The 13,601-nt window shown below is 67.4% G+C and carries 13 protein-coding genes; 11 read left to right on the forward strand and 2 right to left on the reverse strand.

Features of this window, described 5'->3' with window-relative positions; all coding sequences use genetic code 11:
• The first annotated feature begins 32 nt into the window (after positions 1-32).
• The 10 genes from pyrH to rpmE all read left to right on the forward strand — a co-directional run bounded on the left by pyrH (position 33) and on the right by rpmE (position 9,465).
• The gene (gene pyrH / locus ABDZ92_RS08535) at positions 33-761 is read left to right on the forward strand and encodes a UMP kinase (protein ID WP_125959689.1); all 729 of its coding nucleotides are present in this window, start codon (positions 33-35) and stop codon (positions 759-761) included.
• 21 nt (positions 762-782) lie between these two features.
• Positions 783-1,340, forward strand: a complete 558-nt coding sequence (gene frr, locus ABDZ92_RS08540) for a ribosome recycling factor (RefSeq protein ID WP_125959688.1) — start codon at positions 783-785, stop codon at positions 1,338-1,340.
• Positions 1,337-2,080: an isoprenyl transferase gene (locus tag ABDZ92_RS08545; RefSeq protein WP_272695544.1), complete on the forward strand. Its 744-nt coding sequence runs from the start codon at positions 1,337-1,339 to the stop codon at positions 2,078-2,080. Before frr ends, ABDZ92_RS08545 begins: the two co-directional genes overlap by 4 nt.
• Positions 2,077-2,868, forward strand: coding sequence for a phosphatidate cytidylyltransferase (locus tag ABDZ92_RS08550; RefSeq protein ID WP_125959687.1), 792 nt, complete (start codon positions 2,077-2,079; stop codon positions 2,866-2,868). The genes ABDZ92_RS08545 and ABDZ92_RS08550 overlap by 4 nt, the downstream gene beginning before the upstream one ends.
• Positions 2,862-4,022: a 1-deoxy-D-xylulose-5-phosphate reductoisomerase gene (locus ABDZ92_RS08555; RefSeq protein WP_206432142.1), complete on the forward strand. Its 1,161-nt coding sequence runs from the start codon at positions 2,862-2,864 to the stop codon at positions 4,020-4,022. The genes ABDZ92_RS08550 and ABDZ92_RS08555 overlap by 7 nt, the downstream gene beginning before the upstream one ends.
• Positions 4,019-5,152: a M50 family metallopeptidase gene (locus ABDZ92_RS08560; protein WP_125959685.1), complete on the forward strand. Its 1,134-nt coding sequence runs from the start codon at positions 4,019-4,021 to the stop codon at positions 5,150-5,152. The genes ABDZ92_RS08555 and ABDZ92_RS08560 overlap by 4 nt, the downstream gene beginning before the upstream one ends.
• A 112-nt stretch (positions 5,153-5,264) precedes the next feature.
• Entirely contained in the window at positions 5,265-7,982 is a 2,718-nt protein-coding gene (gene bamA / locus ABDZ92_RS08565; RefSeq protein ID WP_125959730.1) for an outer membrane protein assembly factor BamA, read from the forward strand.
• Positions 7,982-8,632: an OmpH/Skp family outer membrane protein gene (locus ABDZ92_RS08570; RefSeq protein WP_125959684.1), complete on the forward strand. Its 651-nt coding sequence runs from the start codon at positions 7,982-7,984 to the stop codon at positions 8,630-8,632. Before bamA ends, ABDZ92_RS08570 begins: the two co-directional genes overlap by 1 nt.
• A 20-nt stretch (positions 8,633-8,652) precedes the next feature.
• A complete protein-coding gene (gene fabZ / locus ABDZ92_RS08575; RefSeq protein ID WP_132883799.1) occupies positions 8,653-9,105 on the forward strand; it encodes a 3-hydroxyacyl-ACP dehydratase FabZ in 453 nt (150 codons plus the stop codon).
• Between the two features lie 129 nt (positions 9,106-9,234).
• A complete protein-coding gene (gene rpmE / locus ABDZ92_RS08580) occupies positions 9,235-9,465 on the forward strand; it encodes a 50S ribosomal protein L31 (RefSeq protein WP_125959682.1) in 231 nt (76 codons plus the stop codon).
• A 111-nt stretch (positions 9,466-9,576) separates the two neighbouring features.
• On the opposite strand, the gene ABDZ92_RS08585 is transcribed toward rpmE, so the two are convergent.
• Complete coding sequence (locus ABDZ92_RS08585; protein ID WP_125959681.1) at positions 9,577-11,070, reverse strand: alginate export family protein; 1,494 nt, start codon at positions 11,068-11,070, stop codon at positions 9,577-9,579.
• A gap of 16 nt (positions 11,071-11,086) precedes the next feature.
• Positions 11,087-12,424, reverse strand: a complete 1,338-nt coding sequence (locus tag ABDZ92_RS08590) for a dicarboxylate/amino acid:cation symporter (RefSeq protein WP_125959680.1) — start codon at positions 12,422-12,424, stop codon at positions 11,087-11,089.
• A gap of 228 nt (positions 12,425-12,652) precedes the next feature.
• Here ABDZ92_RS08590 and ABDZ92_RS08595 point away from each other — a divergent pair, with 228 nt between their 5' ends.
• Positions 12,653-13,579, forward strand: coding sequence for a DUF808 domain-containing protein (locus ABDZ92_RS08595; protein ID WP_125959679.1), 927 nt, complete (start codon positions 12,653-12,655; stop codon positions 13,577-13,579).
• Positions 13,580-13,601 lie beyond the last annotated feature (22 nt).

Raw genomic sequence — 13,601 nt, forward strand, 5'->3', positions numbered from 1 at the left:
GCCATTCCCGAACCCCTTACGTACAAGGTGTCATGACCCTGCCTCGCTTCGATCGCATCCTTTTGAAACTCTCGGGCGAGGTCCTGATGGGGCCGGGTCAGTTCGGCATCGATCCCGCCACCTGCGACCGCGTCGCGCGGGAAGTGAAGGCCGCTCGGGACGAGGGGCACGAGCTTTGCCTCGTTGTCGGCGGCGGCAACATCTTCCGCGGCCTCGCTGGCGCGGCCCAGGGCTTCGATCGTGCCAGCGCCGATTACATGGGCATGCTGGCCACCGTGATGAACGCGCTCGCCATGCAGAACGCGCTGGAACGGATCGGCGTCGAGACCCGTGTCCAGTCGGCGATCCCGATGGCGTCGGTGTGCGAGCCGTACATTCGCCGCCGCGCCGTTCGCCACATGGAGAAGGGCCGCGTCGTGATCTTCGCAGCCGGCACCGGCAGCCCGTTCTTCACCACCGACACGACCGCCGCGCTGCGCGCCGCCGAAATGGGCTGCAGCGCGCTGTTCAAGGGCACCAGCGTCGACGGCGTCTACGACGCCGACCCGAAGAAGGTGCCCACCGCCAAGCGCTACGACACGCTCAGCTTCGGCCGCGTGCTCGCAGACGACCTCAAGGTGATGGACGCGAGCGCCGTCGCGCTGTGCCGCGACAACGACATTCCCATCGTCGTGTTCAACATCCGCGACGAGGGCAATCTGGCAGCCGTGCTGCGCGGGCAGGGCACCGCGACGGTCGTCCAGAACCAGAACAACGCTTAAAGAAGAACAGGAGCCCGATCCATGGCTGCATATAGCAAGGCCGACCTCGAACGCCGCATGGCCGGCGCGGTCGAGGCGCTGAAGGGCGATCTGGGCGGTCTTCGGACCGGCCGCGCCTCCGTGTCGCTGCTCGATCCGGTGACGGTCGAGGTCTATGGCGCACACATGCCGCTCAACCAGGTCGCGACCGTTTCCGCGCCGGAGCCGCGCATGCTCTCCGTCCAGGTGTGGGACAAGACCAACGTCGGCCCGGCCGACAAGGCGATTCGCTCCGCCGGTCTCGGCCTCAACCCGATCGTCGACGGCCAGACGCTGCGCCTGCCGATCCCCGATCTGACCGAGGAGCGCCGCAAGGAACTTGCGAAGCTCGCCGGCCAATATGCGGAAAAGGCTCGCATTGCCGTCCGCAACGTTCGTCGCGACGGCATGGATAGCCTCAAGGCCGACGAGAAGAAGGGCCTGATGTCCGAAGACGAGCGCAAGCGCCACGAGACCGAGGTGCAGAAGCTCACCGACGCGACCATCGCCGATCTCGACGCGGCCGCCGCGGCCAAGGAAAAGGAAATCCTGGGCAAGTGAGGTCGCTTGCGGCTTCGGTTCCGGCGTCGGGTGGGACGGGTGCTGCAGTGCCGCGCCACGTCGCGATCATCATGGACGGGAACGGCCGCTGGGCAAAGGCCCGGCGGCTGCCGCGCATTGCCGGGCATCGCCAGGGGGCCGAGGCGGTGCGCCGCGTCGCCCGCGCCGCCCGCGAGCTGGGGATCGAAGCGCTCACCCTCTACGCCTTCTCGTCCGAGAACTGGCGCCGGCCGGAGGAGGAGGTCAGCGACCTCATGGGCCTGCTGCGCCACTTCCTGCGCAGCGAAATCGACGAGCTCGCCCGCGAGAACGTCCGCCTGCACGTCATTGGCGATTGGCAGCGCCTCTCGCCCGATCTCGTCCGGCTGATCGAGGACGCGATCGCGCGCACGGCCCGCAACACCGGTTGCCAGCTCGCGATCGCGCTCAACTACGGGGCCCAGGCGGAGATCGCCGCCGCCGCCCGTCAGCTCGCCGCCCGCGTCCGCGACGGCGAGATGGCGGTCGAGGCGATCGACGAGGCCGCGATCGAGGATGCGCTCACCACGCGTGAGCTGCCGCCGCTCGACCTCCTCATCCGCACGTCGGGCGAGGTGCGGCTGTCGAACTTCCTGCTGTGGCAGGCCGCCTATGCCGAGCTGCTGTTCGTGGACACGCTCTGGCCCGACTTCGGTGCCGATGCGCTTGCCGACGCGATGGCGCAGTTCGGCAATCGTCAGCGCCGCTTCGGTGGTCTGTGAGCGATCCTTCGGCGCCTGCGCGGCGTTCTGACCTGAGCGTCCGCGCGGTCGCGGGCGTCGCCATGATCGGCGTCGCCGGCCTCGCGCTCTACGCCGGCGGTTTCCTCTTCTGGCTGCTGGTCGCCGTTGCGGCGCTATTCATGATGGCGGAGTGGGCGGACCTCCACCGCACCGCCTATGCGGACAAGCGCCTGGCGCAGTTCGCGCTGTTCGTGCCCGTCGCCATCATGGCGCCGCTCGCCGCGGGTCCCGGGTTCCTCGCCCTCGGCCTGATCGCGGGTGCCGCCTTCTTCACGGTCATCATCACGCGCCGCCCGGGGCTCGCGCACGGCATCGTCTATGTGGGGCTCCCGGTTCTGGCACTGCTGCTGCTGCGTAACCAGGCGCACGGCGTGCTGCTCAGCCTATGGGCGATGGCGCTCGTCTGGGCCTGCGACATCGGCGCCTATTTCGCCGGCCGCTCGATCGGCGGGCCCAAGCTCGCGCCCACGATCAGCCCCAACAAGACCTGGGCCGGCCTCATCGGCGGCGTGATCGCTGCCACATTCTTCGGCGCGGCGCTCCAGCCGCTCGGCCTCCCGCTCCACCTGGTGCTCGCGACGCCGCTCCTCGCGGTGCTCGCGCAGATGGGCGACCTCTACGAGAGCCAGCTCAAGCGTCGCGCGGGCGTCAAGGACTCGGGCAACATCCTCCCTGGCCATGGCGGTGTGCTGGACCGGCTCGACGGCCTCGTGCCCGTCGCGCCCGCCGCCGCGCTGATGGTCGAGCTTGCGAAGATTACATGGTGAAGCGCGTTTCCATTCTGGGTGCGACGGGGTCGATCGGCACCTCGACGCTGGACCTGATCGTCCGCGCGCCCGATCAGTTCGAGGTGCTGGCCCTTACCGCCAACCGCGACGTGAAGAAGCTGGCCGAGGCCGCGATCCGCACCCGCGCGCGCCGCGCCGTGGTCGCCGATCCCGAATGCCTGGACGCGCTGCGCGACGCACTCGCCGGCAGCGATACCGAGGCGGCGGCAGGACCGGATGCGGTCGCCGAGGCAGCCGCGATGGGCGCCGACTGGACCATGGCCGCGATCGTCGGCACCGCCGGCCTTCGCCCCGTCATGGCTGCGCTCCAGACCGGCGCGACCGTCGCGCTCGCCAACAAGGAGGCGCTGGTCTCCGCCGGTGCCGTCGCGACCGCCGCCGCCCGCGCCCATGGCGCGACGCTGCTGCCGGTCGACTCCGAGCACAACGCCGTCTTCCAGTGCTTCGACTTCGCGGCACCCGAGCGGGTGCGCCGCATCGTGCTCACCGCCAGCGGCGGCCCGTTCCGCGAGACCAGCCTGGATGCCATGCGCGCGATCACGCCGGCGCAGGCGGTCGCCCACCCGAACTGGTCGATGGGCGCCAAGATCTCGGTCGATTCCGCCACCATGATGAACAAGGGGCTGGAACTGATCGAGGCGTTCCACCTCTTCCCGGTTTCCGCCGAGCAACTCGACGTCATCGTCCATCGCCAGTCGGTGGTGCATTCGATGGTGGAGTATGTCGACGGCTCGGTGCTCGCGCAGATGGGCACGCCCGACATGCGCACGCCGATCGCGCACACGCTGGCCTGGCCCGATCGCATGGCGACGCCCTGCGCCCCGCTCGATCTCGCCGCGATCGGCCGCCTCGATTTCGAGCCTGCCGACCCGGTCCGTTTCCCTGCGCTCTCGCTCGCGCGCGCGGCGCTAGAAGCCGGCGGCGCCCGCCCAGCGATCCTGAACGCCGCCAACGAGGTCGCGGTCGCGGCATTCCTCGGCGGAGCCATCGGGTTCCTCGAAATTGCCGCAATCGTCGCCGATACCTTGGAGCGCTATGATCCGGAGGCCCCGGCCACGCTCGACGCGGTGCTCGCCGTCGACGGGGAGGCCCGAAGGCTGGCGGGAGAGCGTGTGAAGGACTGCGTCGCTTGATCGAAGGCCCGGGCTTCCTGCTGAGCGTGCTCGCCTTTCTGCTGGCGCTCGGCCCGCTCGTATTCGTCCATGAACTCGGCCACTATCTCGCCGGCCGGCGGTTCGGAGTGAAGGTGGAGGCGTTCTCGGTCGGCTTTGGGCGTGAGATCGGCGGCTTCACCGACCGGCACGGCACCCGCTGGAAATTCGGATGGCTCCCGCTCGGGGGCTATGTCCGCTTTGCCGGCGACATGAACCCGGCAAGCCAGCCGTCCGCGGAATGGCTTTCGCTGCCGGCTGCCGAGCGCAGCGGCACGTTCCAGGCCAAGCCCTTGTGGCAGCGCGCGATCATCGTCGCGGCAGGCCCGATCATCAACTTCCTGGTCGCGATCCTGATCCTGGCCGGCTTCGCGCTCGCCTATGGCGAGAGCCGCACCCCGCCGACGATCGGCCTCGTCGGGCCGAACAGCGCTGCCGCCGCCGCCGGTCTCCGGCCGGGCGACCGCATCCTGTCGATAGGTGGGCGCAGCGTCGACACCTTCGACGACGTCGCGCGCTACACCCGCATTCGCCCCGGCGAGGCGAGCACCATCCAGCTGGTTCGCGAAGGTCAGGTGCAGACGGTTCCGGTCACGCTTGGCACCACGACCGAGAGGGACCGCTTCGGCAACGTCTTCCGGCTCGGGCAGCTCGGCATCGGCCCGGCGGGGCGCGTGATCGAGCCCGTGGGCGTGCTGGAGGCGCCGGTGGTGGCCGTCCGCCAGACCGGCCAGATGGTCGGCATGATGGTCGACACGCTGTGGCAGATCGTCAGCGGGCGTCGGCCGGTGTCGGAGCTCGGCGGCCCGATCAGCATCGCGCGCGCTTCCGGCGAGCAGCTGGTGCTCGGGCCTCAGGCGTTCGTGTTCCTGGTGGCGCTGATCTCGATTAACTTGGGGTTCATCAACCTCTTGCCAGTTCCCATGCTGGATGGCGGCCATCTTCTCTTCTACGCCATCGAGGCGGTTCGCCGCCGGCCCACCGATCCGCGGGTCGTGGAATGGGCTTTCCGTGGCGGCGTGATGGCGATCCTGGCATTGATGGTTCTGGTGACGGCGAACGATCTTGGGTCGCTCGGTCTTTGGCGGGGTTTGTCCGGCTTGATCGGGTGAGCGGGTTAGGGCAGGGCGGACGCGATCCGCATGCCGTGTGTGTTGTACGGCTTACCGACTGGGGTGGGATGTGACGAAGGTTTCCAACTACGGCGTGCGCGCGACCGTGCTGATGGCAGGCACGATGCTGTCGGGTGTCGCGATGGCGCAGACGACGCCGACCGCCCCCGCTGCGCAGGCGCAGCAGGCTGCTCCTGCGACGACCCCCCCGGTGGTGGTCTCGGCTCCGGTCCGCAACATCCGCTCGCTCACCGTGCGCGGTTCGCAGCGCATCGAGCCGGACACGGTGCTGTCCTATACGAAGCTGCGGGTGGGCCAGCCCTACACCACCGAGAGCCTTGACCAGGCGATCGTCGACCTGCTCGCGTCCGATCTGCTCGCCGACGCGCAGATCGAGGGCGTCGAGACCGGCGACATCGTCGTCGTCGTGCGCGAAAACCCGATCATCAACCGCGTGGTGCTGGAGGGCAACAAGCGGCTGAAGGACGACAAGATCGTCAAGGAGATCAAGCTCGCGCCGCGGCAGATCTTCACCCGCACCGCCGTCCGTGCCGACGTGGCGCGCATCGTCGAGCTGTATCGCCGCCAGGGCCGCTTCGCCGCCTCGGTCGAGCCGCAGATGGTCATGCTCGACCAGAACCGCGTCGACGTGGTGTTCGAGATCAACGAGGGGCCGAAGAGCAAGGTCCGCCAGATCAACATCATCGGCAACGACCAATATTCGGATTCCGATCTCCGCAAGGAGATGTACACGAAGCAGGCGCGTACCTTCCGGATCTTCAGCTCGAACACCAGCTATGACCAGGACCGGCTCGCCGCCGATCAGCAGAAGCTGCGCCAGTTCTACCTGACCGAGGGCTATGCCGATTTCCGCGTGATCTCGGCCGTGGCGGAGCTCACGCCCGACAAGCGCGACTTCATCATCACCTATGTGGTGGAGGAAGGGCCGCGCTATAAGTTCGGCGACGTGAAGGTCGACAGCGCGATCCGCGACTTCGACGGCGAGAAGCTCGCCGCGACGCTGCCGATGAAGAAGGGCGACTGGTACAACGCCAAGCTGGTCGAGGACTCGATCGACAGCCTCAGCCAGTATGCCGGCCTCTACGGCTACGCCTTCACCGACGTTCGCCCGGAATTCCAGCGCGATCGCGAAGCGCTGACGATGGGGATCAACTTCTTCCTCGCCGAGGCGAACCGCACCTACGTCGAGCGGGTGGAGATCACCGGCAACACGCAGACCCAGGACAAGGTGATCCGCCGCGAGATGCGCGTGGCCGAGGGCGATGCCTTCAACGCCTTCATGGTGAAGCGCTCGCAGGACCGCATCAACTCGCTGGGCTATTTCCAGGACAAGTTCGAGATCAAGCAGGAGCAGGGCTCGACTCCTGACCGCATCATCCTTGCGGCGAACGTCGAGGAGCGCTCGACCGGTGAGCTCTCGCTCTCGGCCGGTTTCTCGAGCCTCGAAAAGTTCATCCTGCAGGCGTCGATCCGGCAGAACAACTTCCGCGGCAAGGGGCAGACCCTCTCGGCCAGCGCCAGCTACTCGAGCTACTCGAAGTCGATCGAGCTGGGCTTCACCGAGCCGTATCTGTTCGACAAGAACATCGCGCTCGGCGGCACGCTGTTCCGGCGCGACTACAACTCGTTCAACTATTACGGCAGCGGTCGCGATCGTAACGACCTCTACTCGCAGCTCTCGACCGGCGGCACGCTCGTCGCTGGTGTCCCGCTCACCGAATATTGGCAGCTCTCGGGCCGCTACACGCTGCAGCAGGACAAGGTCACGCTCGACGAGGACACCTACTACACTAACGGCGAGTGCGATCCGCTCAAGGCGGGCCGCTATCTCTGCGATGCGATCGGCAACCGCCTGACTTCCTCGATCGGCCTCTCGCTGATCTATGACAGCCTCAACAGCCGGCTGCGTCCGAGCCGCGGCTCGCGGGTCGTGCTCGGCGCCGACTTCGCCGGCCTGGGCGGCGACGTCCGCTACATCCGCGGCCGCTTCGACGGCGACAAATATTGGAACCTCGGGGGCTGGGTGCTGTCGGCAGGGCTGGAGGGCGGCTATATCCACGCCCTTCAGGACAGCCCGGGACCGGGCATCGATCCTGTTCGCATCACCGACCGCTTCTATCTCGGCGAGCCGCAGTTCCGCGGCTTCGACATCCGTGGCGTAGGCCCGCGCATCCGCCGTACCTATATGACCGGCGACGCGGCCTCGGGTACGCAGGCGCTCACCACCGACAACAGCTACGACGATCCGCTGGGCGGCAAGGCCTATTACCTGGGCAAGCTCGAACTCGAGCCGCCGCTCGGGTCGGGCATTTCCGAACTCGGCCTGCGCCCGTCGGTCTTCGTCCAGATCGGCTCGCTGTTCAGCCTGACGCGTCCGCGTCCGACTGCCGAGTTCGAACAGGCGACCGACGCCAGCGGGAACCCCATGTTCAACAAGGACGGCTCGCCGTCGCTGCTGCCCCGCGTCGATCCGATCCGGACCGATACCGGTCAGGCACTGTACCTCAACAGCTTCACCAACTCGAGCGGCAGCACCTCGACTCGCCTCACCACCTGTACGACCGGCTATGCCGCCACCTATGGCGGTACCTGCGTCGGCGGTGAGACGAACGTCGCGGCGGTCAACACGGTCGCGCCATTCCTTGAGGAATATTACGGCGATACCTGGAAGCCGCGTCTGTCGGTTGGTATCGGCGTCAACTGGAACTCGCCGTTCGGGCCGCTGCGGATTGACGTGGCCAAGGCGTTGCTCAAGCAAAAGGGCGACGACACCAAGCTCATTACCTTCAACGTAGGGACTCAATTCTGATGCGTAGCTTCTCCAAGGCGGCGCTCGCCGCACTCGTCACCGTTTCCGCTACTTCGGTCGCGGCGCCTGCGTTCGCACAGGTGCAGGGCCTCGGCGTCGTCGACCTGCAGGAGGCGGTGCGCCGCTCCAACGCGTTCACGACCGCGATGACCCAGATCCAGACGACCTACAAGGCGCAGATCGATCAGGCGAACACCCGCCGCACCGCCATCCAGAACGAGCTGAAGCCGCAGGTCGATGCGTTCGAGGCGGCCCGTCGTGCGCCCAACGCGAACCAGCAGGCGCTCCAGACGCAGTATCAGGGCATCCAGCAGCGCGAGCAGACCGCACAGCAGGAACTGGGCCGCATCCTTCAGCCGGTCCAGCTCGCCCAGGCCTATGTCAACGAGCAGATCGTCCGCCAGCTCGAGCCGGCGCTCGATCGCGTGATGGCGGCGCGCCGCCTGTCCGTGATCCTGCCTCCCGACGCGACCGTGAAGTCGCTGCCGGCGGCACAGGTCACCAATGATGTGATCGCCGAGCTGAACCGCTCGGTCCCCAGCGTCCAGATCACCCCGCCGGCCGGTTGGCAGCCGGGTGGTCAGCAGCAGGCCGCACCGGCAGCTGCGGCTCCGGCACCCGCCACCACGACCCGGCCGCGGGGTCGCTGATAATGGCGGCAGACGGTGTCATGACCCAGCCGTACGACATCAAGCGAGTCATGGCGGCGCTGCCGCACCGCTACCCCATGCTGCTGGTCGACCGGGTCGAAGAACTCGTGCTCGACCAGCGCATCACGGCGATCAAGGCCGTCTCGATGAACGAGGAGTTCTTCCAGGGACACTTCCCTGGGCGGCCGATCATGCCGGGCGTGCTCCAGGTGGAGGCGCTCGCCCAGGCCGCCGGCGTGCTCGCGGTCGAGAGCCTGGGCCTCGCCGGCTCGGGCAAGCTCGTCTACTTCATGTCGATCGACGGCGTGAAGTTCCGCAAGCCGGTGGAGCCGGGCGTGCTGCTGAAGCTCGAAGTCGAGTTTGTCCAGAAGCGGTCGCGCGTCTGCAAGTTCGCGGGCAAGGCGCTGCTGGACGGCGAGGTCGCAACCGAATGCGAGTTCACCGCGATGATCGCCGACCCGCCCAAGGCGTGATCTTGGACTAACTTTCGACTAACTTTCCGCCTCTCGGGCGGCCTGCCGCTTGCGGTGGGCCGCCCTTGCGTGTAGGGCGCGCCCTTCGTTCCGGCTGGTCGGAAACCAGCCATTCACAGGAGCTTGATCATGAAGAAAGACATTCATCCCGACTATCACACCATCAAGGTGCAGATGACCGACGGGACCGTGTTCGAGACCCGCTCCACCTGGGGCAAGGAAGGCGACACGATGCAGCTCGACATCGATCCGCTGGCGCACCCGGCCTGGACCGGTGGCAACCAGCGCCTGCTGGACGCGGGCGGCCAGGTCGCGCGCTTCAACAAGCGCTTCGGCGGCCTCACGCTCGGCAAGAAGTAAGCCCGGGCGGGGCCCGCCCCGCGACGGCTTGCCGCACGAGATACGACGCCCGTCGGCTTGGAGCCGGCGGGCGTTCGTGTGTCCGGGGGAGGCAGGCTTCTGGCTGCCCGCCTAGAAGCGGAAGCTGATCCAGCCCCCCAGGAAATCGGAGTCGGTGTAGCCGGCCCGCGTCAGCACCGAGCCTGCCGCCAAGTGCTCGTAGCGTCCCGTCAGGGAGACGCGCGGCGACAGGCTGTAGATCGCCTGCAATCGCGCGACGTCGCCAACCTTGTGCCCGCCGACCAGCTCGGTTCCGGCAAAGGCAGTCCCGTTGGCCCGGTACACGGCGTCCGCTGCGGAGTCGCGCCAGCTCAGCTGATACTCCGCGGTCACGCGCAGCTTCTTGAGCGGGGTGAAGGTGACGTTGGGCGCCAGTGCCACCAGGTTGGTCGGCGTTAACGCCAGCTGGTAGCTGTAGTAGACGTTGTTGCCGAACGGGGCGAGGGCGTTGCGCAGCGTTCCCTCGCCACAGGCGCCGCCGCCGGTCGCATAATCGACGTGGAAGCCGACCCGTGGCGCGCTGCTCCCGCTCCCGATGCGATAGGTCTGCGCAAGGAGCAGCTGCCACGCGTCGATGTTCCGGTTGCCGAAGCTGCCGCCTTGGTGGTTGACCGTCCAGTCGAGCGTCACCGGACCGGCGTCACCCCACAGGTGCGCCCCCTGGTAATGGCGCTCCTCGCGAGCCGTTACGCCTCCCCAGGAGGCATTGTCGTCGCGCAGCCGCCAGATAAACGGGTCCAGGTACAGCTTGGCGCCCTCTGCCACCGGCGGCAGCACGATCCCAAGGGTGATTCCCGAGAAGCGCTGGCCGTCGTCCACGCGATCGTCGGCGGTGCCCTCGGTGCCCAGGCTGGTGAACTTGAAGTCGAACACGTCGGCGCGTACCCGCCGCCCCCGCACCCAAGCTCGGGCGCCGTTCAGGACGAAGCGGATGGTGTTGTTGTCGCGCTGCGAGGTGAGCAGGTTGGGGCCGTCGGTGAACTCCTGCCGGCCGTAGCGCACGCCCACCGCCGCGCCCGCGAGCCGGGCATTCCCTTCGACGAACGCCTGCTGCACGACGAGGTCGTTGCGAAGGTTCGCCGCCACCGTGCCCAGGTTGCGTCCGTCGAGCCCGCCGTGGGCGATCTCTCCATAGGCGCGGAAATGCGGCCCCACGTGCAGATCGGCGCCCGCGACGATGCGGTTGATGTCCTGGCGTTGCGCGCTGGCTTCGCGAAGACCGGGGTTGGTCGTCTCGTTGACCCGAAGCCGCAGTTCGCCCGACAGGGTCAGGTACACATCGCCGTTGCTGTCGATCGGCAGGCACTTCAGCCGGTCTAGCGGATCATCGCGCTTTGCCGGATCGCAAAGGCTGCGCCAATTCTCCGCCCAGCGGGACAGGTTATAGCCTTCACTCGTGGCGCCCTCCCCAGTCGCCGCGGAAGGATAGCTGTCCGCTACCGGGGTCGCCGGCGTGGGGCTCGGACGCGTCTCCTTGGGCGCCGGGCTCGTCTGCGCCTCGGCACCCGCGGGAAGAAGCGCCACGACCGACGCAGCGCCAACGGCGTACCGCAACAGGCTGCTCATGAACCGCCTCCGGCCGTTACGCTGCAGGAATGGTGGCGGGATCGACCTCGTCGACGCGCGGCATTTCGCCGCGCATCGCCGCATCGAACCGCTCCCGGTCGAGCGCACCTTCCCAACGCGATACCACCACCGTCGCGACCGCGTTGCCGATGAAGTTCGTCAGGCTGCGGCACTCGCTCATGAAGCGGTCGACGCCCAGGATCAGCGCCATGCCGGCGACCGGCACCGAAGGCACGATCGAGAGCGTGGCTGCGAGCGTGATGAAGCCCGCGCCCGTCACGCCGGCCGCCCCCTTGGAAGACAGCATCGCGACGCCCAGCAGCAGCAGCTGCTCGCCCAGCGACAGGTGCACGCCCGTCGCCTGCGCGATGAAGAGCGCGGCGAGCGTCATGTAGATGTTGGTGCCGTCCAGGTTGAACGAATAGCCGGTCGGCACCACAAGCCCTACGACCGACTTCGGACAGCCGGCGCGCTCCATCTTCTCGATCAGCGCGGGCAGGGCGCTTTCGGACGACGAGGTGCCCAGGACCAGCAGTAGTTCGGTCTTGAGATAGCCGATCAGCCGCAGGATCGAGAACCCGCACAACCGGGCAACGATGCCCAGCACCCCCAGCACGAACAGCAACGAGGTGAGGTAGAAGGTCGCCACCAGCATCGCGAGGTTCGCAAGCGTGCCGAGACCATAGGCGCCGATGGTGAAGGCCATCGCGCCGAATGCGCCGATGGGCGCTGCCTTCATGACGATCGACACGAGCTTGAAGACGACGACCGACACCTGGTTCACCAGGTCGGTGATCCCCTTGCCGCGATCTCCGACGAGCGCGAGGCTCACCCCGAACAGGATCGAGACAAACAGGACCTGGAGGATGTTGTCCTGCACCATCGCGGAGAAGATGGTGTCCGGGATCATCGCCATCAGGAAGCCGATGAGCGACGTCTCGTGCGCCTTGGCGGCGTAGCCAGCGACCTTGGAGGGATCAAGGGTGGCGGGATCGATGTTGAGCCCCGCGCCTGGCTGCACGACGTTCGCGACGATCAGGCCGACGATCAGCGCCATGGTGGAGAAGAACAGGAAGTAGGCGAATGCCTTGGCGGCGACTCGCCCCACGGAGCCGAGGTCGCGCATGCCCGCGATCCCCGACACGATGGTCAGGAAGATCACCGGTGCGATGATCATCTTCACCAGCTTGATGAAGGCGTCGCCCAGCGGCTTCAACGCGGCACCGGCCTCCGGGACGAAGTGGCCCAGCATGACGCCTGCGAAGATCGCCGCCAGCACCTGCACGTACAGGTGCGCGTACCACGGACTGCGCGAGACCGGCTGTTCACCGGGGGCGGGGGAGGGCAACATCATGAACCTTTCATCTTCTTCCTGCAGTCCCACCCGCAGGCGGTCGAGAGGCCAGGCCGGATGAACGTTCCGGCAGCCCTTCACAACAGCGATAATCTTTATCGGTGAATGGCCGAACATTGCTGATGCCGACCCGTTCCCATCTCTCGCTGGTCTCTCCATCCCGCAGCGCGCTTGAGCAGGCGCCACTTCCCCGGCTAGGCACGGCTTCCTCTTGTTACAGGTGAGCACATGCCCGGTGGACTGGTTGCCCTTCTCGACGATGTTGCTGGCCTCACCAAACTGGCTGCGGCGTCGCTGGACGATGTCGGTGCCGCAGCCGGAAAGGCGGGATCCAAGGCGCTGGGCGTGGTGGTCGACGATGCCGCGGTCACCCCGCGCTATGTCACCGGCCTGACGCCCCAACGCGAACTGCCGATCATCGGAAAGATCGCCCTTGGCTCGGTGCGGAACAAGCTGCTGATCCTGCTGCCTGCGGCACTGCTGCTGAGCGCCTTCGCTCCTTGGGCGATCACGCCGTTGCTCATGTTGGGCGGTGCTTTCCTCTGCTTCGAGGGCGCGGAGAAGGTGCTCGGTGCGATCAAGGGCGAGCATCATGATGTGGCGCCCATCGAGGAAGGCTTCGTCGATGCCAGCGCGCTCGAGAAGGCGAAGGTCGGCGATGCGGTTCGGACCGATCTGATCCTGTCTGCGGAAATCATGGCGATCGCGCTTGCCGACGTGGCGGAGTCCTCGATCCTCACCCAGGCGCTGGTTCTGGTGGTGGTCGGCCTCGCGATTACCGTCGGCGTCTATGGCGTCGTCGGCCTGATCGTGAAGCTGGACGACATCGGGCTGCACCTGGCCCAGCGGTCTTCATCCGTCGTGCGCGCGCTTGGACGCGGCATGGTCAAGAGCATGCCCGTCATCATGCGGGTCCTGTCGGTCGTCGGCACCGCGGCCATGCTATGGGTCGGCGGCGGCATCCTGTTGCACGGTGCCGAGGTGCTCGGCTTCGCGGCGCCGGCGGAGTTCGTCCACCATCTCGCCGAAGCCGCGCATCACGCGGTGCCGCTTGGCGGCGTCGTGGCATGGTTTGTGACGGCGTTGTTGTCGGGCGTGCTGGGTGTGGCCGTCGGCGCGGTCATCGCGACTGCGGTCCACAAAATCCGTCACTGAGAACGGCCCGGAAAGCCGCGCC

The sequence above is a fragment of the Sphingomonas molluscorum genome (assembly GCF_039522995.1).
Lineage (GTDB): Bacteria > Pseudomonadota > Alphaproteobacteria > Sphingomonadales > Sphingomonadaceae > Sphingomonas > Sphingomonas molluscorum.

What these genes read in the sequence shown, in the direction of transcription:
- pyrH (WP_125959689.1), top strand. Translation starts at nt 33, where the DNA reads ATGACCCTGCCTCGCTTCGATCGCATCCTTTTGAAACTCTCGGGCGAG.
- frr (WP_125959688.1), top strand. Translation starts at nt 783, where the DNA reads ATGGCTGCATATAGCAAGGCCGACCTCGAACGCCGCATGGCCGGCGCG.
- ABDZ92_RS08555 (WP_206432142.1), top strand. Translation starts at nt 2,862, where the DNA reads ATGGTGAAGCGCGTTTCCATTCTGGGTGCGACGGGGTCGATCGGCACC.
- bamA (WP_125959730.1), top strand. Translation starts at nt 5,265, where the DNA reads ATGGCAGGCACGATGCTGTCGGGTGTCGCGATGGCGCAGACGACGCCG.
- ABDZ92_RS08570 (WP_125959684.1), top strand. Translation starts at nt 7,982, where the DNA reads ATGCGTAGCTTCTCCAAGGCGGCGCTCGCCGCACTCGTCACCGTTTCC.
- fabZ (WP_132883799.1), top strand. Translation starts at nt 8,653, where the DNA reads ATGACCCAGCCGTACGACATCAAGCGAGTCATGGCGGCGCTGCCGCAC.
- rpmE (WP_125959682.1), top strand. Translation starts at nt 9,235, where the DNA reads ATGAAGAAAGACATTCATCCCGACTATCACACCATCAAGGTGCAGATG.
- ABDZ92_RS08585 (WP_125959681.1), bottom strand. Translation starts at nt 11,070, where the DNA reads ATGAGCAGCCTGTTGCGGTACGCCGTTGGCGCTGCGTCGGTCGTGGCG.
- ABDZ92_RS08590 (WP_125959680.1), bottom strand. Translation starts at nt 12,424, where the DNA reads ATGATGTTGCCCTCCCCCGCCCCCGGTGAACAGCCGGTCTCGCGCAGT.
- ABDZ92_RS08595 (WP_125959679.1), top strand. Translation starts at nt 12,653, where the DNA reads ATGCCCGGTGGACTGGTTGCCCTTCTCGACGATGTTGCTGGCCTCACC.